The sequence below is a fragment of the Streptomyces sp. NPDC049585 genome, assembly GCF_040675615.1.
Lineage (GTDB): Bacteria > Actinomycetota > Actinomycetes > Streptomycetales > Streptomycetaceae > Streptomyces > Streptomyces luteosporeus.
Window position 1 is genome coordinate 200,873 of record NZ_JBFAPE010000004.1, and the last position, 23,045, is coordinate 223,917.

A 23,045-nucleotide genomic window follows, 5' to 3' on the forward strand; every position below is an offset into this window, starting at 1 on the left:
ACGTCGACGCCTTCGACGCGGCGCTGTTCCGCATCTCGCCCCGGGAAGCGGCACAGATGGATCCGCAGCAGCGGCTGCTGCTGCACGCCGCGCACGAGGCCGTCCTGGACTCCGGGCAGGTCCCCGCCGCGCTGGCGGGCAGCCGCACCGGGGTGTTCGTGGGCCTCAGCGGCGCCGACTACCTGAGCCTGCTCGGCCCCGGTTCGGCGGAGATGGGCGACCACTTCCTCATCGGCAACGTCGCCTCGATCGCGGCCAACCGCATCTCGTACGTCTTCGACCTGCACGGCCCCAGCGCCGTCTTCGACACGGCCTGCTCCAGCTCGCTGGTGGCGATCCACCGGGCGGCGCGCGCGCTCCAGCTCGGCGACTGCGAACTCGCCCTGGCCGGCGGCGCCAACCTCCTGCTCTCGCCGCACGGCTTCACCGGCCTGCGCCGCGCCGGGATGCTCAGCCCCGACGGACGCTGCAAGACCTTCGACGAACGCGCGGACGGCTACGGCAGGGGCGAGGGCGTGGTGCTCCTCGCGCTCAAGCTGCTCGACCGGGCGCTGGCCGACGGCGATCCGGTGCACGGCGTGCTGATCGGCTCCGCGGAGAACCACGGCGGGCACACCCACTCGCTCACCGTGCCCAACCCGCAGGCGCAGGCCGACGTCGTCCTCGCCGCGCACCGGGCGGCCGGGGTCGCACCGGACACGATCGGCTACATCGAGGCCCACGGCACCGGGACGCCGCTGGGCGACCCGATCGAGATCGACGCGCTCAAGGACGCGTTCGGCCGGCTGTACGCGGAGCAGGGGCTCCCCCTCGCCGCGGGGCGCACCGGCATCGGGTCGGTCAAGACGAACATCGGCCACCTGGAGGCCGCCGCCGGCGTCGCCGGCATCGTGAAGGTCCTGCTGGCGATGCGGCACCGCACGCTCCCCGGCCTGGTGGACCTGCGGGTGCCCAACCCGGTGATCGACCTCGCGGACAGCCCGTTCCGGATCCAGTCCGCAGCGCAGGCATGGGAAACACCCGACGGCGCGCCGGCCCGGGCCGGCGTCAGCTCGTTCGGCATGGGAGGCAGCAACGTGCACGTGGTAGTCGAAGAGGCGGGGAAGCGTTGATGAGCGGCAACACCGAGAAGACGACCGCTGCGGTCGTCGTGCTGTCGGCCGACGGCCCCGAACAGCTCGACCGCTACCGGGCGGAGCTGGTGGCCTGGCTGCAGGCCCACCCGACGGCCTCCTTCGAGGCCGTCGTGCACACGCTGCGGACCGGCCGCGAGGAGCTGCGCGAGCGGCTCGCCGTGGTCGCCACGGGTGTCGCGGAACTGACGACGCGCCTGCGTGACGGCGACGGCGTGGTGTGCGGCACCGCGGCCGCCGACGCCCGCGGCGACGCCGTGCGCACGGACGATGCGGACGAGGCCGCCCGGCTGTGGGTCGCCGGGCAGGCCGTCGCCTGGCCGCAGCCGTCCGGTGGCCGCCCCGCCCGGCTCTCCCTGCCCCACCCGCCCCGGCCGACCCGCCGCTACTGGATCAACCCGCCCGCCTCCCTCGCCGGCACCCCCGCCGAACGGCTGCTGACGGGCGAGGAGTTCTATCTGCGCGACCACGCCCTGGGCCCGGTGCGGATCCTGCCCGCGGTGGCCGCCCTGGAGTTCGCCGTGGCCGCTGCCGCCGCGCAGGGCCACGGCCGCGCCACCGGCATCGTCAACGTCCTGTGGGCCCGCCCCGTGCTCGTCGAGGACGAGCCCGTGCGCGTCCGCCTGCACCTCGAGCCGGGCGCCGACGGCGTGGCCTACGAGGTGCGGCGGGTCGACGGCACGGCCGACGGCGCGCTGTGCTCCACCGGCACCCTGCGCTTCGACGCCCCTGCCGAGGCCCCGCGCCTGGACCTGGACGCCGTCCGTTCCCGGCTGCCGCGCACGGCGACGGCCGAGGAGTGCTACGCCGTCTTCACCGCCCTCGGCGGCGGCTACGGCCCCAGCCTGCAGGGACTGCGCTCGGTGCGCTCCGCGCCCGGTGAGGCCCTGGCCCACGTCGCCGTGCCGCAGGCCGCCGACGTGCCCTTCTCCGACTTCACCCTGCACCCCTCCCTGCTCGACGCGATGCTCCAGGCGTGCCTGTGGACCGACGAGGACCCCTCGGCCCCCCGCGCCCGCCGACTGCCGTTCTCCCTCGACGCCGTCGAGATCCTCGGCCCGCTGCCCGAGCAGGGCCACGTGCACGCGCTCGCCACCCCGGCCGGCCACGACGTGACCCTCACGGACGAGCAGGGCCGCGTGTGCGTCCGCCTGCGCGCCGTCGTCACCCGCGCCGTCGACGGCGCCGCCGCCCTCGACGGCACCGTCGCCGCCCACCTGCTCGTCCAGCGCTGGCAGGACGCCCCCGCACCCTCGGCGGAGCCCCGCGCGGCGCGCGTGGTCGCCCTCGGCGAGGAGATACCGGCCGGCGCCGAACGCGTCGTCGAGGACGCGCTCTTCCCGTGCGACGAGGAGCTCCTGGTCGTCCGCGCGCTCCGCGCCCAGGACGGCGACCCGCTGCCCGGCCTGCTGCGGCTGTTCCGCTCCTGGGCGGCGCAGCCGGCCCGCAGGCCGGTACGGGTGCTGTACGCGTTCCGCCCGACCGGCGGGGCCGAGGACGCGCGGGTGCACGCCCTGGACGGGTTCGCGCGCGCCCTCGCCAACGAACACCCCGACTTCCGCGTCGCCGTCGTCGACACCGGCGCCGCCGGCCTGGAGGCCGCCCTCGCCACCGAGGCGTGCAGCGCGCACGAGTTCCGGGTCCGCCACCCGGCCGCCGGGCGCCGCCAGGTGCTGCGCTGGGAGAGCGTCGAGGCCGACCCCGCGCCGCTCGCCCCGCGCGGCACCGTGCTCGTCACCGGGGGCGCCGGCGCCATCGGCCGCCACCTCGTGGCCCACCTGGGCGGCTCCGCCCGCTACGTCCTGACGGGCCGTTCGCCGCAGGCCGACCTCGCCGACCTGCGTGCCGCCGGCCTCGACGTGCACTACCTGCAGGCCGACCTCGGCGCCCCGGGCGCCGCCGCGGACCTGGTTGCGCGCATCCACGCCGCGCACGGGCCCCTCCACGGCGTGCTGCACCTGGCCGGCGTCACCCGCGACGCCCTGCTGATCCGCAAGAGCGACGAGGAGAGCGCGGCCGTCCTCGGACCGAAGGTCCGCGGCACCCTGGAGCTGGACGCGGCCACCGCCGGCGACCCCCTCGACTTCTTCGTCGCCTTCTCCTCCATGTCCGGTGCCGCCGGCAGCCCCGGCCAGACCGACTACGCCTACGCCAACCGCTTCCTCGACGCGTTCACGGCGTGGCGGCGCGTGAGCGACCGGCCCGGCCGCAGCCTGTCCGTGCTGTGGTCGCTGTGGGCCGACGGCGGCATCCGCGTGGACGCCGACGACGCCACCTCCGCCCGCATGGCCCGCCAGGTCGGCCTGGTGGCCATGCCGACGCAGGCGGCGCTGGACGCCTTCGACCGGGCCCTGGGCCACGACGGCGACCACGTCATGGTCGCGCACGGCAACCTCGCCCGGCTGCGCGAGGTGCTCAACGCCCCCGCGCCGGAGCCCGCCGCCGCGCCCGCCCCGGCGGGCGCGCAGCGGCCGGCCGCCGCCCTCGCCGAGGACTTCCTGCGCGAGGTCCTCGCCGAGGTCTTCGAGTTCCCCGCCGAGGACATCGAGCCCGGCACGGCCTTCGAGCAGTACGGCATCGACTCGCTGCTCATCATGGACCTGACCCGCAGGCTGGAGGAGGATTTCGGGTCGCTGCCCAAGACACTGTTCTTCGAGTACCAGAACCTGCGCGACCTCGCCGGCTGGTTCACCGAGCAGCACGGCGCCCGCCTCACGGAACTCGCCGCACCGGCGGCCGAGGAGGCACCGGCGGCACCTGCGGCACCGGCGGCCGCACCCGAGCCCGTACGCGCACCCGCACCCGCACCCGCCCCGGTGACGCCCCCGCCCGCCCCGGTTCCGTCCGGCCCGATGCCCATCGCCATCGTGGGCGTCGCGGCACGGTTCGCCGAGTCGGACACCCTGGAGGAGTTCTGGGACAACCTCCGGGCGGGCCGCGACCTGGTCACCGAGATCCCGGCCGACCGCTGGAACTGGCGCGACTACGACCAGGCCACCCCCGCCGACCGGGACGCCCGCTACAGCCGCTGGGGCAGCTTCCTGCGCGGCATCGACACCTTCGACCCGCTCTTCTTCGGCATCTCGCCCCGCGAGGCGGAGATCATCGACCCGCAGGAGCGGCTGTTCCTGCAGAGCGCCTGGCACGCCGTGGAGAACGCCGGGCGCACCCGCGCCGACCTGCGCACCCGTCGCGTCGGCGTCTACGTGGGCGCCATGTACGGGCTGTACCAGCTGCACGAGGCCGAGGACGGCCGGATCGGCGCCTCCTCGCACGCCTCCATCGCCAACCGCGTCTCCTACACCCTGGGCCTGACCGGCCCCAGCCTGGGCGTGGACACCATGTGCTCCTCCTCGCTCACCGCCATCCACCTGGCCGTGCGCGACCTGCGCGCCGGTGACGCCGACATGGCCCTCGCCGGCGGCGTCAACCTGCACGTCCACCCGTACAAGTACCGCTTCCTCGGCCAGGGCGGCTTCACCTCCAGCGACGGCCGGTGCCGCAGCTTCGGTGCCGACGGCGACGGCTACGTGCCCGGCGAGGGCGTCGGCGCGGTGCTGCTGCGGCCGCTCGCCGACGCCGTCCGCGACGGCGACCACATCCACGGCGTCATCCTCGGCACCAGCGTCAACCACGGCGGGCGCACCAACGGCTTCACCGTGCCCAACCCCGTCGCCCAGGGCGACCTGGTCAGCCGGGCGCTGGCCGAGGCCGGTGCCGACCCCGCCTCGCTCGGCTACCTGGAGGCCCACGGCACCGGAACCGCCCTGGGCGACCCGGTGGAGATCCGCGGCCTCGCCCGTGCCCTGGGCACGGCCGGCATGGCCCCGCACAGCCTGCCCATCGGCTCGGTCAAGTCCAACGTCGGACACCTGGAGTCCGCCTCCGGCATGGCGGGGCTGTGCAAGGTGCTGCTGCAGATGCAGCACGGCGAGCTCGTGCCGTCCCTGCACGCCGACCCCCTCAACCCCAACATCGACTTCGACTCCACCCCGCTGCGCGTCCAGCGCGACCTCGCCCCCTGGCCCCGGCCCGCCGGCGCGCCCCGCCGGGCCGGCATCAGCTCCTTCGGCGCCGGCGGCGCCAACGCCCACCTCGTCGTCGAGGAACACGTCGAGAAGCACGCCGCCCCGGCGCCGCACCAGGAGCAGGCGGGCCCGTGGCTGTTCCCGCTCTCGACCCGGGCGCCCGAGCGGCTGCCCGTCCTGGCCGGCCTGCTCGCCGACGCCCTGGAGCGCGCGCCGCACCGCCTCGCGGACGTGGCCTTCACCCTGCAGCACGGCCGCGAGGAATGGGCGGACCGCATGGTCGTCCTGGCCTCCACCACCACCGAACTCGTCGCCCGCCTGCGGGGCCTGGACACCGACGGCGTCTGGACCGGCAGCGTGCGCGGCCGGGCGGCCTCCAAGGCCGCCGCGCCCGCGAGCGACGCCCCCGCCCACCTCGCGGCGGCCTGGGCCGCCGGCGCGGCGATCGACTGGCCGCAGAACGAGGGACGGCGCGTGCCCCTGCCGGGCTACCCCTTCGAGGAACTGCGCTGCTGGCTCACCGACACCATCTGGTCGCCGCCCGCCCGCACCGCCTCCACCCCCGCACACCCGCTGCTCGGCACGATCGACCCCGCCGAGAGCCTCGACGGCCTCACCCACCGGGCCGCCTTCGGCCCCGAGCACCCCTACATCGACGGCCACCGCGTCGGCGACCTGCGCCTGCTGCCCGCCGCGGCCGTCCTGGAGATGGCGCGCGCGGCCGCCGAGGCGGCCGGCGCGGGGGAGCAGCTGAGGCTCTCCGGCGTGCGGTGGCTGCGGCCCTTCGTGGTCGACGGCACCGAGCGCTCGGCCAGGACGCGGCTGCGCCGCGGCGAGGCCGGCCTCGCGTTCGACCTGCGGGACGACGAGGGCCAGGTGCTCGCCGAGGGCCGCATCGGCACCCTCGACGCCCCGGCCCCCGACAGCCTCCCCGTCGAGGCCCTGCAGGCCCGCCTGACCGACCGTCACGAGGGCGTGCGGCTGTACGCGGACCTCGCCGCCGCCGGTCTGGTCTACGGCCCCGCCCTGCAGGCCGTCGAATGGATCGCCGCGGGCGACGGGGAGGCGCTGGTGCGCCTGCGCATCCCCGCCGAGGCCGCCCCCTTCGCCGGCTGCGCCCTGCACCCTTCGGTGGTCGACGGCGCCCTGCACGCCTTCGCGGTGCTGCGCGACCGCACCGCAGGCCCCGCCATGGTGCCCTACGCCCTGGCCGCCGCCGAGGTCCTCGCCCCGGTGACCGGGCTCGGCTACGCCCACGTACGGACCGTCGGCACCGACCGCTACGACCTCACCCTCACCGACGACACCGGACGGGTGTGCGCACGCCTGCGCGACCTGTCCCTGCGCCCGGCCCCCGGCAGCGCGGTGTCCGCACCCGCACCCGCGGTCACGGCCGGCGCGGTGTCCGCCGACGAGCTGATGTTCACCCCGCGCTGGTCCGCGACGGCCGACCGCGACCCGGCCCCGGCCGGCGGCACCACGTGGCTCGTCCGCGGCCCCGAGCACGAGCGCCTCGCCGCCGTGCTGACGCGGCGTCTGGGCGGCACCGTCGTCGAGCTGGACCCCGACCGCATCGCCGCCGGCACCGACCTGCCCGGCCGCCCCGACCACGTTGTCCTGCTCGGCCCCGCCGCCACGGGCCGCACCGACGACACCGACGCCCTCGAAGCCGCGCAGGAGCGCGGCGTGCTCACCCTCTTCCGGCTCGCCAAGGCCCTGCAGAAGCTGGGCTCGGCGGTCCGCCTCACCGTCGTCACCGAGGACGCGATCACCACGGGCGGCGAGTCGCCGGCCAACCCGTACGCGGCCAGCCTGCACGGCCTCGCGCTCTCCCTGGCCCAGGAACACCCCCGCTGGCGGGTGGCCGTCGTCGACCGGTGGTCCGCCGAGGCGCCGACCGCCGACGTCCTCGACGTCCCCGCGGGCGGCCCGTACGCGCTGCGCGGCGGCGCCCTGCACCACCGCCGGCTCGTCCCCGTCCCCGCCGTGCCCCCCGCGGAGCGGATCCGCGAGGAGGGCACGTACCTGATCCTCGGCGGCGCCGGCGGCATCGGCCTGGAGCTGACCGCCTGGCTCCTGCGCACCTACCGGGCGAAGGTCGTCCTGATCGGCCGCAGCGAGCTCGACGAGGCGCGGCGCGAGCGCCTGCGCACCCTCGACCCCGGCGGCACCCGCGTCACCTACCGGCGGGCCGACGCCACCGACCCCGCGGCGCTGCGCGACGCCGTCGCCTGGACCCGCGCCACCCATGGCGCCCTGCACGGCGTCTTCCACGCCACGATCGTCCTGCGGGACCAGAGTGTCGCAACGATGACGCAGGAGACCTTCCGGTCCGTCCTGGAGGCCAAGACCCGCACCTCGGTCGCGCTGTACGCCGCGCTCGCCGGGGCCACCGACGTGGACTTCGTGCTGTTCTTCTCCTCCGCCGTGGCGCTCGGCGGCAGCGCCGGCCAGGGCAACTACGCGGCCGGATCCACCTTCGAGGACGCCTTCGCCCACCACCTCGACGGCGCCCTGCCCGCCCGCGTCGCCGTCATCAACTGGGGCTACTGGGGGACCGTCGGCATCGTCGCCGACGAGCGCCACCGCAGCCGGCTCGCCGCAGCCGGAATCCACTCGATCACCCCGGAGGAGGGGATGACCGCCGTGCACGCCGTGCTCGGACGCGGCGACCGGCAGGTCGTCGTGGTCAAGGCCGACGACTCCGCCCTCGCCGCCGTCGGCGTCGAACGCCACCGCGAGGACACGGACGACACGGCGCCGCCGAACGACACCGCGCTGGTGCCGTCACTGGCCGCACTGCCGCCCGTCGCCCGACTGCTCACTGAGGCCGACGACGCCCGCCTGACCGAGGTCATGTGCGACTGGCTGTGGACCCTCTTCCGCGCCGAAGGCGTCTTCCTCGACCCCGCCGAGACCTGGACCGTCGAGACGCTCACCGCGCACCTGCGCGTCGTCCCCGCCCAGGGCCGGCTCTTCGCCGAGATCCTGCGGCAGCTGACCGGCAGCGGACACCTGCGCGAGCACGGCGGGCACCTCGCCCCCACCGGCCGCCCGGCCGCCGCCGACCCCGAGGCCGAACTCGTCGCCCTGTGCGAGCAGAAGCCGGCCCTCAACCGCTTCGACCGGCTGCTGCGCCCGTGCCTGCACAGTCTCTTCGGCGTGCTGCGCGGCACCGTCCGCGCCACCGACGTGATGTTCCCCGGGGGCTCGACCACCCTCGTCGAAGGCGCCTACCGGGGCAGCCCGGTGGTCGACCGCGCCAACGAACTCGTCGTCGGCGCCGTCCTCGACCACGTCTGCGCCCACGACGGCCCCCTGACCGTCGTCGAGATCGGCGCCGGCACCGGCGGCACCACTGCCGGCGTGCTGCCCGCTCTCGCCGCCTCGGGCGCGGACGTCGACTACGTCTACACCGACATCTCCCGCGCCTTCCTGCAGCACGGCCGGCAGCGGTTCGCCGCCGAGCACCCCTTCGTCCGCTTCCAGCAGCTCGACGTCTCCGGCGACCCGGCCGCCCAGGGCTTCACGCCCGGCAGCGCCGACCTCGTCGTGGCCGCCAACGTCCTGCACGCCACCCCCGACCTGCTCGCCACCCTGCGCGCCGTCGCCTGGCTGCTCAAGCCCGGCGGACGCCTGGTGCTCAACGAGGCCAGCAGCAACGTCCTCACCGCCACCCTCACTTTCGGCCTGCTCGACGGCTGGTGGCTGCACCGCGACGCCGAACTGCGCCTGCCCGGCTCGCCGCTGCTGTCCGCGCCCGGCTGGCGCAAGGCCCTCGCCCTCGCCGGCTTCGCCCGCAGCCGCGCCCTGCCCGCCGACGAGGGACTGACCCAGCACGTGGTGGTCGCCCACACGGCGGCGGACGGCGACGCGCCCGCCCCCGCCGCAGTCGCGCCCGAGCGGGCCGTCCCGGCCCCGGCCCCCGTGGCCGCGCCCGTACCGTCCGGCAGCGGCAACACCGACGCGCTGACCGGGGCCGCCCACGCCTACGTCAAGGACGCCTTCGCCGAGATCCTCCAGGTGCCGCACGAGCGCCTCTGGCTGGACGAGACGTACGAGAACTTCGGCGTCGACTCGCTGACCGTGCCGCAGATCGTCGACGTCCTCTCCCGGCGCATGGGCGAGCTGCCGGCGACGCTGCTCTTCGAGTACCCGACGATCCGCGAGATCGCCGACTACCTGCTGCAGCGGCACGCCGACAAGGTGCGCGCCCTGCTCCCCGAGGCCCCGGCCACCCCGGCCCCCGCGGCTGCCCCGGCTTCCCCGGCCGTCCGGGGTGCGACCGAACCCGCCCCTGCCCCCCGCGCCGGCGCGGACCAGCGCATCGCCGTCATCGGCGTCGCCGGCCGCTACCCCCTGGCCGACGACACCGACGCCTTCTGGGCGAACCTGCGCGCCGGCCGCGACTGCGTGCGCGAGGTGCCGGCCGACCGCTGGGACCACCGCGCGCAGGCACCCGCCGACGGCCAGCAGCTCAGCCGCTGGGGTGGATTCCTCGACGGCATCGACGAGTTCGACCCCCGCTTCTTCCAGATGTCGCTGCGCGAGGCCGAGCTCACCGACCCGCAGGAACGTCTCTTCCTGCAGACCTCCTGGCACGCCCTGGAGGACGCCGGCTACACCCGTGCCCGCCTGCGCGGCAGCCGTGTCGGGGTGTACGTGGGCGTCATGTACGGCCACTACCAGCTGTTCGAGGACGAGCGCGGACTCGCCGGCGGCATGGGCTACGCCTCCATCGCCAACCGGGTCTCCTACGTCCTCGACCTCCACGGCCCGAGCCTGGCGATCGACACCATGTGCTCCTCCTCGCTGACGGCCATCCACCTCGCCTGCGAGGCCCTGGCGTCCGGGCAGGCCGAGTACGCGCTCGCCGGCGGCGTCAACCTCGCCCCGCACCCGCGCAAGTACCGCCAGCTCGCGGCCGGTGGCTTCACCGGCGCGAGCGGGCGCTGCCGCAGCTTCGCCGACGGCGGCGACGGCATGGTGCCCGGCGAGGGCGTCGGCGCCGTCCTGCTCAAGCCGCTGGCCGCCGCCGAACGAGACGGCGACCGGATCCTCGGCGTCATCCTCGGCAGCGCCGTCAACCACGGGGGCAAGACCGGCGGGTACGCCGTGCCGAGCCCGTCCGCCCAGGGCGAGGTCATCGCCCAGGCGCTGCAGCGGGCCGGCGTCGAGCCGGCGAGCGTGTCGTACGTGGAGGCCCACGGCACCGGCACCGCGCTCGGCGACCCGGCCGAGGTCGCCGGACTCGACCGGGCCTTCGGCAAGCTGCCGGCCGGCACGGTCGCCCTGGGCTCGGTGAAGTCCAACGTCGGCCACCTGGAGTCCGCCGCGGGCGTCGCCGCCCTGACCAAGGTCCTGCTGCAGATGCGGGCCCGCGAACTGGCCCCCTCGCTGCACGCCGACACCCTCAACCCGGCCGTCGACTGGGCCGCCTCGCCCTTCCGGGTCCAGCGGGAACTCGCCCCCTGGACGGGCACCGGGCCGCTGCGCGCGGGCATCAGCGCCTTCGGCGCGGGCGGCTCCAACGCCCACCTCGTCGTCGAGGAGTACCGCGACGACGCACCCACGGCCCCCCTCACCGGGCCGGCCGTCTTCCCGTTCTCGGCACGCGACGCCGAGGGACTGCGCCGCGTGGCCGAAACGATGCTGCAGCGGCTGCGCGCCACGATCCCCGCTGCGGGCGGCAAGGACGTGGCGGAGATAGCCGCCGCCGTCGGCGTACCCGTCACGGCGGTCGACGAACCCCTCGACGACCTGGGCCTCGACCCGGCGACCATGGTGCGCCTGATCGGCCTCGGCGACGCCGCCCGTCCCGGCGCCGTGCACGGCGGCACCACCCTGCGCGAACTGGCCGCCCGCACCGGCTCCGCCGCCGGCGCGATCGACCTCGCCCGCGTGGCCCACACCCTGCAGACCGGCCGCGAGCCCATGGCCCACCGGTTCGCCGTCGTCGCACGCTCCGCGGGCGAACTCGCCGACGCGCTCGATGCGTTCCTCGCCGGCCGGCCCGGCGGGTACCGCGGCGTGGTCACCGCCGAGCCGGGAGCCGCCACCGTGCCCTCCCCGGCCGACCCCGAGGGCGTCGCCCGCCGCTGGGCCGCCGGTGAGGTCTTCGACTGGGCCGCCGCCCACGAGCACCCGGTGCGCCCGCTGTCCCTGCCCGGCTACCCGTTCGCACGGACCCGCTGCTGGATCGACGCCGTGACCCCCGCCGCCGCACCGGCGCACGCCGAGCGGCAGGACGGCCGTGTCCTGGAGACCGTGCTGCGCCTGCTGGGCACCGTCAGTGGCTACCCCGTCGCCGACCTCGATGCGGCCGGCTCCTTCCACGAGCACGGCCTGGACTCCCTCAGCCTGATCCGGCTCGCCGACGAGGTCTCCGGCACCTTCGGCGTCTCCGTCGGCCCCGACCAGCTGCTCGCCACCCCCACGCCGGCGGCACTCGCCGCCTGGCTGGAGGCCGAACACCCCGACGCCGCAGGCGTGCCCGCCGCGGACGCGATCGCGGCCGCGCCGGCCCCCGCCGCCGACGACCCCGTCGTGATCGTCGGCATGGCCGGTACGCTGCCGGGCGCACACGACCTGGAGGAGTTCTGGACCGCCCTGCAGAAGGGCGGCGACCTGTTCACCGAGGTGCCCGCCGACCGCTGGGACACCGCCGCGCACTACGGCGACCCGGCCCACCACCCCGACCGCACCCGCATCACCCGCGGCGGGTTCATGCCCGACATCGACCGCTTCGACCCGCTGTTCTTCGGCATCTCGCCGCGCGAGGCCCGGTGGATGGACCCCAGACAGCGGCTGCTGCTGCGCACCGTGTGGGCGGCACTGGAGGACGCCGGCATCGACCCGGCCCGCCTCGCCGGCACCGACACCGGCCTCTTCGTCGGCGTCGGCTCCTCCGAGTACGCCGAGCTGGTGCAGCGCTCCGGCACCGCCACCGACGCGTACTCCTCGACCGGCCTGACCCCCTCCATGCTGGCCAACCGCATCTCCTACCACCTCGACCTGCGCGGCCCCAGCGAACCGGTCGACACCGCCTGCTCCAGCTCGCTCGTCGCCCTGCACCGCGCCGCCGAGGCCCTGCGGCTCGGCCACTGCGACACCGTCGTCGCCGGCGGCGTCAGCCTCATGCTCTCGCCCCTGACCTTCGCCTCCCTCGAACGCGCCGGCATGCTCAGCCCCGACGGCGTGGGCCGCGCCTTCGACAAGGACGCCGCCGGATACGTGCGCGGCGAGGGCGTCGGCGCCGTCGTCCTCAAGCGGCTCAGCCGGGCCCTGGCCGACGGCAACCCGGTCCTCGCCGTCCTGCGCGGCACCGCCGTCAACCACGGCGGGCGCTCCAACTCGCTCACCGCCCCCAACCCGCGCGCCCAGGCCGAGGTCGTCGTGCGCGCCCACCGCGAGGCCGGCATCGACCCCGCAACCGTCGGCTACATCGAGACCCACGGCACCGGCACCGTCATCGGCGACCCCGCCGAGACCAACGGCCTGCGGCAGGCCTTCACCGAGCTCTACCGCGACTGGGGCCACCCGGCGCCCGCAGCGCCGCACTGCGCCCTGGGCGCACTGAAGAACACCATCGGCCACCTGGAGCCCGCGGCGGGCATCGCCGCCGTGCTGCGCGTGCTGCTGTCCCTGCGGCACGGCCGCATCACCGGCGACCCCCACGGGCCCGAGCTCAACCCCCACCTGGCCCTGGACGGCACCCCGTTCGAGATCGCGACGACCGGCCGCGACTGGGCACCCCCGGCGCCGGGCGTGCCCCGGCGCGCCGGGGTGAGCTCCTTCGGCTACGGCGGGGTCAACGCCCACGTCGTCCTGGAGGAGTACCCGACGAACGAGCCGGCGCCGTCCGTCGACCGGGCCGTCGTCGTCCTCTCCGCCCGCGACCCGCAGCGACTGCGCGCCTCCGCGCAGGCACTGCTGGACGCCCGCGACTCCTGGTCCCACGACCTCGCCGGTACCGCACGCACGCTCCAGACCGGCCGCGCCGAACACGCCGAACGCCTCGCGTTCGTCGCCGCCTCCGGCGACCAGGCGGTGGCCGCACTGCGCCGCTTCCTCGCCGGCGACCCGACCGGCCTGCACACCGGCCACGTCGACCGCCACGCCGACCGCACACCGTTCGACGGCCACGACGACGAGGCCACGGCGGCCGCATGGGTACGCGGCGCAACGGTCGACTGGGCGGCTCGCTGGACGACCCTCCCGAAGCTCCGCTCCCTGCCGACGTACCCCTTCGCATCGGAACGCCACTGGTTCACGGACGGCACGGTGACGCCTGCGGCTGAGCCGGGAACGACGGGCGCCGCCTCGGTGGCGCCCACGGCGCCGACGGTGCCGACGGCAGGAACCGCGCCCGCGGCCGTCGCCCCGGCCGGGGGCGCCCCGGTCGGCGGCCCCGCGGCCGCCCCCGTCAGTCTCTTCGGTGCCGAGTGGGTGGCCGAGGGCGTGCCCGGGGCCGGGGTCGGTGCCGGGCGGGTGCTGGTCTTCGGTGATCTGGCCGTTCCCGGGGCCGTGCACGTGCGGGTCGGTGACGCGTACGTCGACAACGGGGCCACCGTCACCATCCGGCCCGGCGCGAGCGAGGACTACGCCCGGCTGCTCGCCACCCCCGCCGAGCGGATCGTGCACCAGTGGCCGCTCCTGCACCCCGACCGCCAGGACCTCGGTATCGAGTCCGTGTTCCTGCTCGTACAGGCCATGACGGCCGCCCCCTCCCGCGCCGCGGCGCGGATCCAGGTGCTGGTGCCCGAGGGCGCCATGGCCGAGGCGTGGGGCGGGTTCGACGCCTCGCTGCGCGCCGCGCTCCCCGGCACCGCCTTCGGTGTCGTGCGCGTCGCCGGCCGGGTCGAGCCGGCCGCCCTGCTCGCCGAGGTGACCGCCGAGCGGCTCTCCGCGGCCGCGGTCCGCCTCGCGGCCACCGGCCGCAGCGTGCGCGTGCTCGCCGAGGTCCCCGCCCGCCCCGTCACCGCGTCGCCGCTGCGCGCGGACGGCGTCCACCTGGTGACCGGTGGCGCCGGCGGGCTCGGGCTGCTGCTGGCCCGTACGCTGCTGGCGCGCGGGGCCCGCGTCGCCCTGACCGGCCGGTCGTCCGCCGCGGACCGCGCACGTGAGCTCGCCGAGTTGAGCGCGCTCGGGGACGTGGCGTACTTCCAGGCCTCCGTGGACGATCCCGCCGCCATGGCCCGGGTCGTGGCGGACGTCAAGGACAGGTGGGGTGCGCTGCACGGCGTCTTCCACCTCGCCGCGACCGCCTCGCGCACGCCGCTGCCGGGCAAGGACGTCGCCGAGTTCCGTACCCACCTGCGGGCCCGCTTCGAGGGAACGCGCGTGCTGGACGAGGTGACCCGCGACGAACCGCTGGAGCTGTTCGTCCTGTACTCCTCCCTCGCCGGCCAGCTCGGCGACTACGGCCTCGTCGACTACGCGGTCGGCGCCCGCTTCCTCGACGGCTTCGCCGAGGAGCGCGAGACGCTGCGCCGGGCGGGCCGCCGCAGCGGGCGCACGGTCTCCGTCGACTGGCCCATGTGGCGCGCCGGAGGCATGCACGTGGACGCCGACGACGAGCAGCGCTACCTCGCCGACACCGGCTTCCGCTACCTGGAGGCCGACGAGGGCGAGCGCCTGCTGGGCCTGGTCCTGCGGCTGGACCGCCCCCAGGTCGCCGTCCTGCCCGGGGAGCCCGAGCGGATGCGCGGGCACGTCGAGGCGATGCGGGTGCGGGAGACCGCACCGGCCCCCGCTCCCGTCGCCGCCCCCGCGGCACCCGGTGAACTGGCCGGTGAGCTGCGCACGATGGTCGCCGAGCTCCTCGGCCTGGCGCCGCAGGCGCTCGACCCGGAGGCCGGTTTCGGCGAGTACGGCCTGGATTCCTTCGGGCTGCAGTCGCTGTCCGTCTCCCTGGAGGAGCGCTACGGCGTGAGCGTGCCGACGACGACGCTGTTCGGCGCCAACACGATCGACAAGCTCGCCCGTCACCTGCTGGCGGAGCACCCCGCCCTGGCGCAGCGGGCCCCGGCGCCCGCACCCGTGCCCGTACCGGAGCCCGCGCCCGCACCCGTGGCCGACGACGCCGTCGCCATCGTCGGCATGGCCGGGCGCTTCCCCGGCTCGCCCGACCTGGAGGCGTTCTGGGCCAACCTCGCCGACGGGCGGGACCTGATCACCGAGACGCCCGCCGACCGGTGGGACTGGCAGGAGATCTCCCGCCGCTTCGGCGGCACCGCCCGCTGGGGCGGCTTCCTGAGTGACGTCGACCGGTTCGACGCGCGGTTCTTCAAGCTCTCGCCCGCCGAGGCCGAGGTGATGGACCCGCAGCACCGGCTCTTCCTCGAACACACATGGGCGGCGCTGGAGGACGCCGGCTGCCGGCCGGACCGGCTCGCGGGCCGCCGCGTCTGCGTGTTCGCGGGCGTGCAGTTCAACGACTACGAGACGATGGTCCTGCAGGGCGAGCAGGTCAACGCCCACGCCGGCACCGGGCTGGCGCGCACCATGCTGGCCAACCGCATCTCGTACCTGCTGGACCTCAGGGGTCCCAGCGAGAGCATCGACACCGCCTGCTCCAGCTCCCTGGTGGCCCTGCACCGCGCCGTGCGCGCACTGCGCAGCGGGGAGAGCGAGCTGGCCATCGCCGGCGGTGTGAGCCTGGTGCTCTCGCCGCAGACCGTCGTCGCCGGCAACCAGCTGGGCGTACTCTCGCCCGACGGCCGCTGCAAGGCGCTGGACGCGCGGGCCGACGGGTATGTCAAGGGCGAGGGCGTCGGCGTCGTCGTGCTCAAGCCGCTCGCCCGCGCCCTCGCCGACGGCGACCGCGTGCACGCGGTGATCCGCGGCAGCGCGGTCAACCACGGCGGCCACGCCTCCTCGCTGACCGCCCCCAACCCCCTCGCCCAGGCCGACCTGCTCGTCGACGCCTACCGCGACGCCCGGGTGCCCGTCGAGACGCTCTCCTACGTCGAACTCCACGGCACCGGCACCGCACTCGGCGACCCCGTCGAGATCGACGGCCTGATCCGGGCGCACCGCACCCTGGCCGGCGGCCCGGCGACCGCCTGCGGCATCGGAACCGTCAAGAGCAACATCGGCCACCTGGAGCCGGCCGCGGGCATCGCGGGCGTCATCAAGGTGGTGCTGGCCATGCGGCACCGGACCCTGCCGCCCACGCTGCACCTGCAGCGGCTCAACCCGCTGATCGACCTCACCGGAACGCCGTTCCTGCCCGTGCAGGAGGCCACCGAGTGGGCACCGGCGGACGCCGCCGGAACGCCCCTGCCGCTGCGCGCCGGCGTCAGCTCCTTCGGCTTCGGCGGCGTCAACGCCCACGTCGTCCTGGAGGAGGCGCCCACCACGGCGCCGCCCGCCGCCGCGCCGCAGGGCGCGGCGCAGGAGGCGTTCCTGCTCTCCGCCCGCGACGAGGACGCCCTGCGCCGCTACGCCGCGGCCTTCGTGGAGTTCCTCGACGGTGAGACGGTGCCGCCGCTGGCCTCGCTCGCGTACACCTCCCAGGCCGGGCGCGTGCCCATGGCGGCACGCCTCGCGGTGGTCGCCGCCACGACCGGTGAACTGCGCGCACAGCTGGCCGCTTTCCTCGACGGCGGGCACGCCCGCGGCGAGGGCTCCGGCGCGGACCTGGCGTGGCTTTCCGAGCCGGAAGGCGCGAGCTACCTGGAGCGCTTGGTGCGCGAGGGACGACTGGAGCGCGTCGCCCGGCTGTGGGAGGACGGCGCCGACATCGACTGGAACGCCCTGCGCGGCGACCGGCCGGCGCCGGTGTCCATGCCCACGTACCCGTTCGCGCGCGAGCGCCACTGGCTCACCGCCGAGGACGACTCCTCACTGCTGCTGGTCAAGCACTGGGAGCCCGCACCGCTGCCGCACGGCGAGCTGCCGGGCAGGGTCCTGGTGCTCGTCGGCGCCGAGACCGAGCCGCTGGCCGTCGAGGTGTTCGGCGCCGGCGCCACCGTCGTGCGGGCCGACGCCCTCGACGACGGCGACGAGGCCGGCCGCGCCCGAATCGTCGAGTCGGCCGCCGGCATGGACGCGGTCGTCGACCTGGTGGACGTCTCCGCCACGCCGGACGCCGCACTGCGCACCGACTGGGGCCGCATCGCACTGCTGCGCGACCTGGTCAGCGCGCACCGCACCCGCGGCCTCGCCTACCTGCACCTGACCCACGGCCTTGCGACCTTCCGCACCGAGCACCCCACGCTGCGCGGCGCCACGTTCGCGGGCCTGGTCAGGATGCTCACGGCCGAGTACCGCGGGGTGTTCGCCCGCACCCTGGACCTGGACACCCTCGACCCGGCCGCCGTGCGCTCCGCCCTCGCCGCCGAACTCGCCGCCACCGACCCGGTGACCGAGGCCTGCGTACGCGACGGAGTACGGCACCGGCCGGCACTGCGCCCGGCCGACCCGGCCGCGGCCTCCGCGGCGTCCGCGGACTGGGCGACCGACCTGGCCGGCCGCACGGTCGTGATCACCGGTGGCACCGGGGCGCTGGGCCGGCTGGTCGCCGCCCGGCTCGTCGAGCGCGGCGCCGACCGGCTCCTCCTGCTCGGCCGCACCCCGCTGCCCGCCCGCGACCAGTGGCCCGCCCTCCTCGCCGACCCCGGCACCGACCCGGCCCTCGCGGCACGCCTGCGCGACCTCACCGCCCTCGAACGCCCCGGCGTGCGGGTCGAGTTCGCGGCCGCGCCGGCACCCGACGCCCTCGCCGAGGCGCTCGACGGCGCCCGGCGCGCCCTGGGCCCGATCGCGGGCATCGTGCACTGCGCCGGGCTCGGCGTGATGCGCGACCCGGCCTTCATCGGCAAGCGGATCGAGGACGTCCGGCGGGTGCTGGAGCCGAAGACGGCAGGGCTGCAGGCCCTGCTGGAGGCGTGCGCGGACGATCCACTGCGGTTCGTCGTGCTGTACTCCTCCGTCGCGGGGCAGGTGCCCGCACTGGCCGTCGGCATGAGCGACTACGCGCTGGCCAACTCCGTCCTGGACCGCGTCGCCGAACACCGGGCCGCCACCGGCGGACCCGTCGTCGTCAAGTCGCTGCAGTGGCCCAGCTGGCGCTCGGCCGGCATGCCGGAGGTCGACACCCCCGCCTACCGGGACCTGGGCCTGCGCACCCTCGACCCCGAGACCGGCCTCGCCCTCCTGGACCGGGCCATGGCCACGCCCGACCCGGTCGTCCTGCCGTGCGCCGCGGACCCGGCGCACTTCGACGCGACCGCCCTGCTGACCGTCCCGGCACCGGCCCGTACGACCGGCATGACCGGTACGGCCGCTGCGGCGGCGACGCCGCGCACTGCCGCCCCGGCGACGGCGAAGGGCTCTGTCCACCGCCTGACGCAGGTCATCGCCGCAACGCTGCGCATGGACCCGGCACACATCGGCCCGGACGACGACTTCGCCGACCTGGGCGTGGACTCCATCATGGTGGCCCAGATCCTGGCGGCCCTGGAACGCGAACTCGGCATCGTCGCCGAACCGTCGGCGGTCATCGAGAACCCGACGGTCACGCTCCTGGCGAAGGCCCTGGCGGACCAGTTCCCGCCGGAGGCGGCGCCGCCCGCCGGACCGGCGGGCCCGGCCGCTGCGGAGGGCACTGTCGTGCCCGCGCCGGCTGCTCGTGTCGCGGCGGAGCTGTCGGCTTCCGTGCCGGTCGCTGTGGCGGGTGCAGCTGGTGCTGCCCCCGCACTGCCGGGGGTCGGCATCGAGCCGGCCGGTGCCGCGTCGGAGCCGACGGCCCCGTCGCCGGTCACCGGCGGCGCGTCGGCCGCTGCGGCCGGTATCGCCCCCGCGCCGGCACCCGCATCCGCCCCCGCCCCGGCCGGAGCTCCGGCACCCGCAACCGCCCCCGTCGGCGCGGGCGCCGGCGACGAGCACGCCGTCGCCGTCGTCGGGATCGCCGCGCACTTCCCCGGCGCGCCCGACCACCACGCCTTCTGGCGCAACCTGATCTCCGGAACGGACTCCGTCACCGAGGTGCCGGCCTCCCGTTGGGACGCCGACCGGCTCTGGCCGCAGGCCACCGTCAGCAAGTGGGGCGGCTTCCTCGACGGGATCGAGGACTTCGACCCCGAGTACTTCCGGCTCGACCCTGCCGCGGCGTCCCACATCGACCCCCTGGTGCGGCAGGTGCTGGAGACCGGTGCCGAGTGCCTGGCCGACGCCGGGCTCACGCCCGGTGAGGTCGCCGGACGGCGCGTCGGGGTGTTCGCCGGCGCCCGCAGCGCGAACTTCGGGGCGCACCACGGCACCGCCGGCCCGCACGCGATCAGCGGCGTGGCGCAGAACTTCATCGCCGCGCAGCTGTCCCACTTCCTCGACCTGCGCGGTCCGGCCGTCGTCGTCGACACGGCCTGCTCCAGCGCGCTGGTCGCGGTGCACATGGCCGCGCGCAGCCTGCGGGCGGGGGAGTCCGACCTCGCCTTCGCGGCCGGGGTGGACATCCTCCTCGACGAGGTGCCGTTCGTCGGCATGAGCGGGGCGGGCGCCCTGTCGCCGACCGGCCGCTGCCGTACGTTCGACGAGCGGGCCGACGGCATCGTGCTCGGCGAGGGCGCCGGCATGCTGCTGCTCAAGCGGCTGTCCGACGCGCTGCGCGACGGTGACCGCATCTACGCCGTGATCGAGGGCAGTGCCGTGAACAACGACGGCCGCACCATGGGCATCACGACGCCGAACCCCCGCGCGCAGCGCGAGGTGATCGAGGCGTCCTGGGCGGACGCCGCCGTGTCCCCCGAGCAGATCGGGTACGTGGAGGCGCACGGCACCGGCACCATGATCGGCGACCCGATGGAGCTGAAGGCGCTCACGGAGGCGTTCCGCGGGGTCACCGATGCCATCGGGTTCTGCGGCGTGGGCAGCGTGAAGACCAACATCGGGCACACGCTCAGCGCCGCCGGCATGGCCGGCCTGATCAAGGTCGTGCTGGCGGTGCACCACGCCCAGCTGCCGCCGACGCTGCACTGCGAGACCCTCAACCGGCGCTTCCGGTTCGAGGAGTCGCCGCTGTTCCCGGTGCGGGAGCTGCGGGAGTTCGCCGGCTCGGGCGGCGAGCGCCGCGGGGCCGTCAGTTCCTTCGGGTTCGGCGGCACCAACGCGCACATGGTGGTGCGCCAGGCGCCCGGCGGCCACGTGCCCTCGCGCACTGCGCTGGAAGCGCCCCGCTATCAGCGCCGGCGGTTCTGGTTCGACACCCCTGCCGCACCCGCACCCGCACCCGCACCCGCGGCCGAAGCACCCGCGGCCGAAGCGCCCGCGCCGTTCTTCGAGCTCGACTTCTCCAGCACGTTCAGCACGTCCAGCACGCCGGAAGGAAAGAAATGACAGCGTTGGATGGCCTGACCTGCACCGTGGTCGTGCGCGGCACCGACCCGGTGCTGCGGGACCACCGGGTGCACGGCACGCGCATCCTGCCCGGTGTGTCGTTCCTCGACATGATCTACCGGATCCTGCGGGCCCGGGGCATCGACACCGCCCGGGCGGAGCTGCGCCGCGTGCTGTTCCGCAACCCCGTCGCCGCCGGCGCGGACTTCGACACCGAGCTGCGCCTGCAGTTCACGGCGGACGGCGACGGCGGCGACTACCGGGTGTCGGTGACCGGCACCCGGCGCCCGTCGGGCGAGACGGAGCCGGTGCTGGACTGCCGGCTGCGCCTGGACGTGCCGTTCCCGGCGCGCACCGTCGACGTGGCCGCGCTGCGGGCGGCGCCGTCGACCGCCGACATGGCGGATCTGTACGCGCTGGTGCGCAGCACCGGCATCGCGCACGGGGACTTCATGCAGGCCCGCGGCACCCTGCACGTCGGGGACGGCGAGCTGCTCGCGGACCTGTCCCTGAGCCCGCAGGCCGCGGCCTACGCCGACTACTTCCATCTGCATCCGGCCGCACTGGACTCCTCGACGCTGCTGCCGACCCAGTTCGCCACGGCGGGGGCGGGCGCGGCGGCGCGGCCGTACATCCCGATGCTCATCGAGTCGTTCCGGGCCCGGGGCCCGGTCGGGGCGAGCACCCTGGTGCACGCCGTCCCGCCGCGCCCGGCCGGCCCGGACGGCGACCTGACCACGTGCGACCTGCGCTTCCTCGATCCGGACGGCAATGTCGTGCTGTGGTTCGAGGGCCTGACCTCGAAGCGGGTGCGGGCCGAGGACGCCATCACCCGGCTGGAGGGCGCCCCGCGGCCGCAGCAGACGGCCGAGAGCGCCGAGACCGTCGTACGGGGTCTGCTCGCCGAGCGCCTGGAGCAGGCGGAGTTCGACGAGGAGGCGGGCTTCTACGAGCTGGGTCTGGACTCCACGGCGCTGCTGGGCATCGCCGCCGACCTGGAGCGCGCGTACGGCACGGACTTCTCGCCGACCCTGCTGTTCGAGCACAACACCTTCGCGTCCCTGGTCGAGCACCTGGGGGAGTACGAGCTGCCCGCCACCGCGGAAGCGCGGCCTCTCGTCGCGGCAGCCCCCGAGGAACTGCCCTCGGAGGTCGTCTGGTTCGAGTCGCAGTGGCGGCCCGCACCGCTTCCGGCGCAGCCGGCCCCGGCCCGGGTCCTGACCGTCGACGCGGCGACCTCGCGCGACTGGGCCGCCCTGCTCGCGTCGAGCGACGCCTGCGACGTGCTGTGGATCCCGGCCGACCCGCAGGACGTCGAGCACGAGGCGGTCGACCTGACCGCCTTCGCGGCGGCCCTTCTCCGTACCCGCCGCAGTCCCGTCCGTATCGCCTGTCATCTTCCGGCCGATGCCCCGCCCGCCGTGGCCGCCGCGATCGTGGGCCTCTTCCGCACCCTGCGCATCGAACAGCCCGGCGTGCACGCCGCCGTGGTGCGCTCGGCGCACGCGGCCGACGCGCTGGCGGAGCTCGCCGCGGGCGCGCCCGACGTGGACGTGCACTACGCGGCAGGGGAGCGGCGGGTGCGTGACGTACGGCCCGTGCCCGTCCCGGAGACCCCCGCGAGCCTGCGCGAGCGGGGCGTGTACCTGATCACCGGCGGACTCGGCGGCGTCGGCCTGGCCCTGGCCCGGCACCTGGCGCGGACCGTGCGCGCCCGGCTCGTCCTGTGCGGGCGCACGGCGGCCGAGTCCTCCGTGACCGCCGAACTGACCGCTCTGGGCGCCGAGGTCGCCGTCGTCGCGGCGGACGTCTCCCGCGCCGAGGACGTACGCCGCGCCGTCGAGACCGCCGTGTCGCGGTTCGGTGCGCTGCACGGCGTCGTGCACGCGGCCGGTGTCCTGCGCGACGGACTGATCGCCGGCAAGAGTGCCGAGGACGTCCGCGCGGTGCTCGCGCCGAAGGCCGCCGGGGCCCGCCACCTGTACGAGGCCACCCGGCACCTGGGCCCGGACTTCCTCGTGCTCTGCTCCTCCACGGCCGCCGCCTGGGGCAACCGGGGCCAGGCCGACTACGCCTGCGCCAACGGCTTCCTCGACGGGTTCGCGGAAGCGCGGCCGGGGGTCGTCTCGATCGGATGGCCCGGCTGGGCGGACGGCGGCATGCCGCTGGACGCGGGCGCCCTGCGCAGCATGGGCCTGACGGCCATGGACACCTCGACCGCCGTGGACATCATGCTGCGCGCCGTCGGCAGCGGCCGGCCGCACGCGGTGGCCCTGGTGGGGGACGCGGCGCGGATCACCGAGCAGTTCACGCCGGCGACGCCGGAGCCCACTGTGCCCGTACAGCCCGAGCCCGAGCCGGCGCCTGCTCCTGTGCCCGCACCGGAAGCGGACGACGACGCCATCGCCGTCGTCGGCATCAGCGGGCGCTACCCCCGGGCCCGCACGCTCGACGAGTTCTGGGCCAACCTGCGCGAGGGCCGGGACTGCATCACCGAGGTGCCCGCCGACCGCTGGGACCACTCGGCGATCCACAGTGACACCAA

The 23,045-nt window shown here is 75.9% G+C and carries 3 protein-coding genes (2 of these 3 running past the window's edge); all 3 read left to right on the forward strand.

Features of this window, described 5'->3' with window-relative positions:
• Tightly spaced (each overlapping or abutting the next), the 3 genes in view from AB0K17_RS06880 to AB0K17_RS06890 form a layout consistent with a single transcriptional unit that may run on beyond the window.
• Positions 1 to 1,112, forward strand: partial view of an amino acid adenylation domain-containing protein gene (locus AB0K17_RS06880; RefSeq protein WP_365982339.1) — the 3' end only. Its footprint begins 3,532 nt before the window's first position; only the last 1,112 of its 4,644 coding nucleotides appear in the window; its start codon lies off the left edge, out of view; it ends in the stop codon at positions 1,110 to 1,112.
• Complete coding sequence (locus tag AB0K17_RS06885; protein WP_365982341.1) at positions 1,112 to 20,500, forward strand: SDR family NAD(P)-dependent oxidoreductase; 19,389 nt, start codon at positions 1,112 to 1,114, stop codon at positions 20,498 to 20,500. The genes AB0K17_RS06880 and AB0K17_RS06885 overlap by 1 nt, the downstream gene beginning before the upstream one ends.
• Positions 20,497 to 23,045, forward strand: the beginning of a protein-coding gene (locus AB0K17_RS06890) for an SDR family NAD(P)-dependent oxidoreductase (RefSeq protein ID WP_365982342.1). The gene runs 4,354 nt beyond the window's last position; 2,549 of the gene's 6,903 nt are visible here — the first part of the coding sequence; the start codon lies at positions 20,497 to 20,499; its stop codon lies beyond the right edge, outside the window. The genes AB0K17_RS06885 and AB0K17_RS06890 overlap by 4 nt, the downstream gene beginning before the upstream one ends.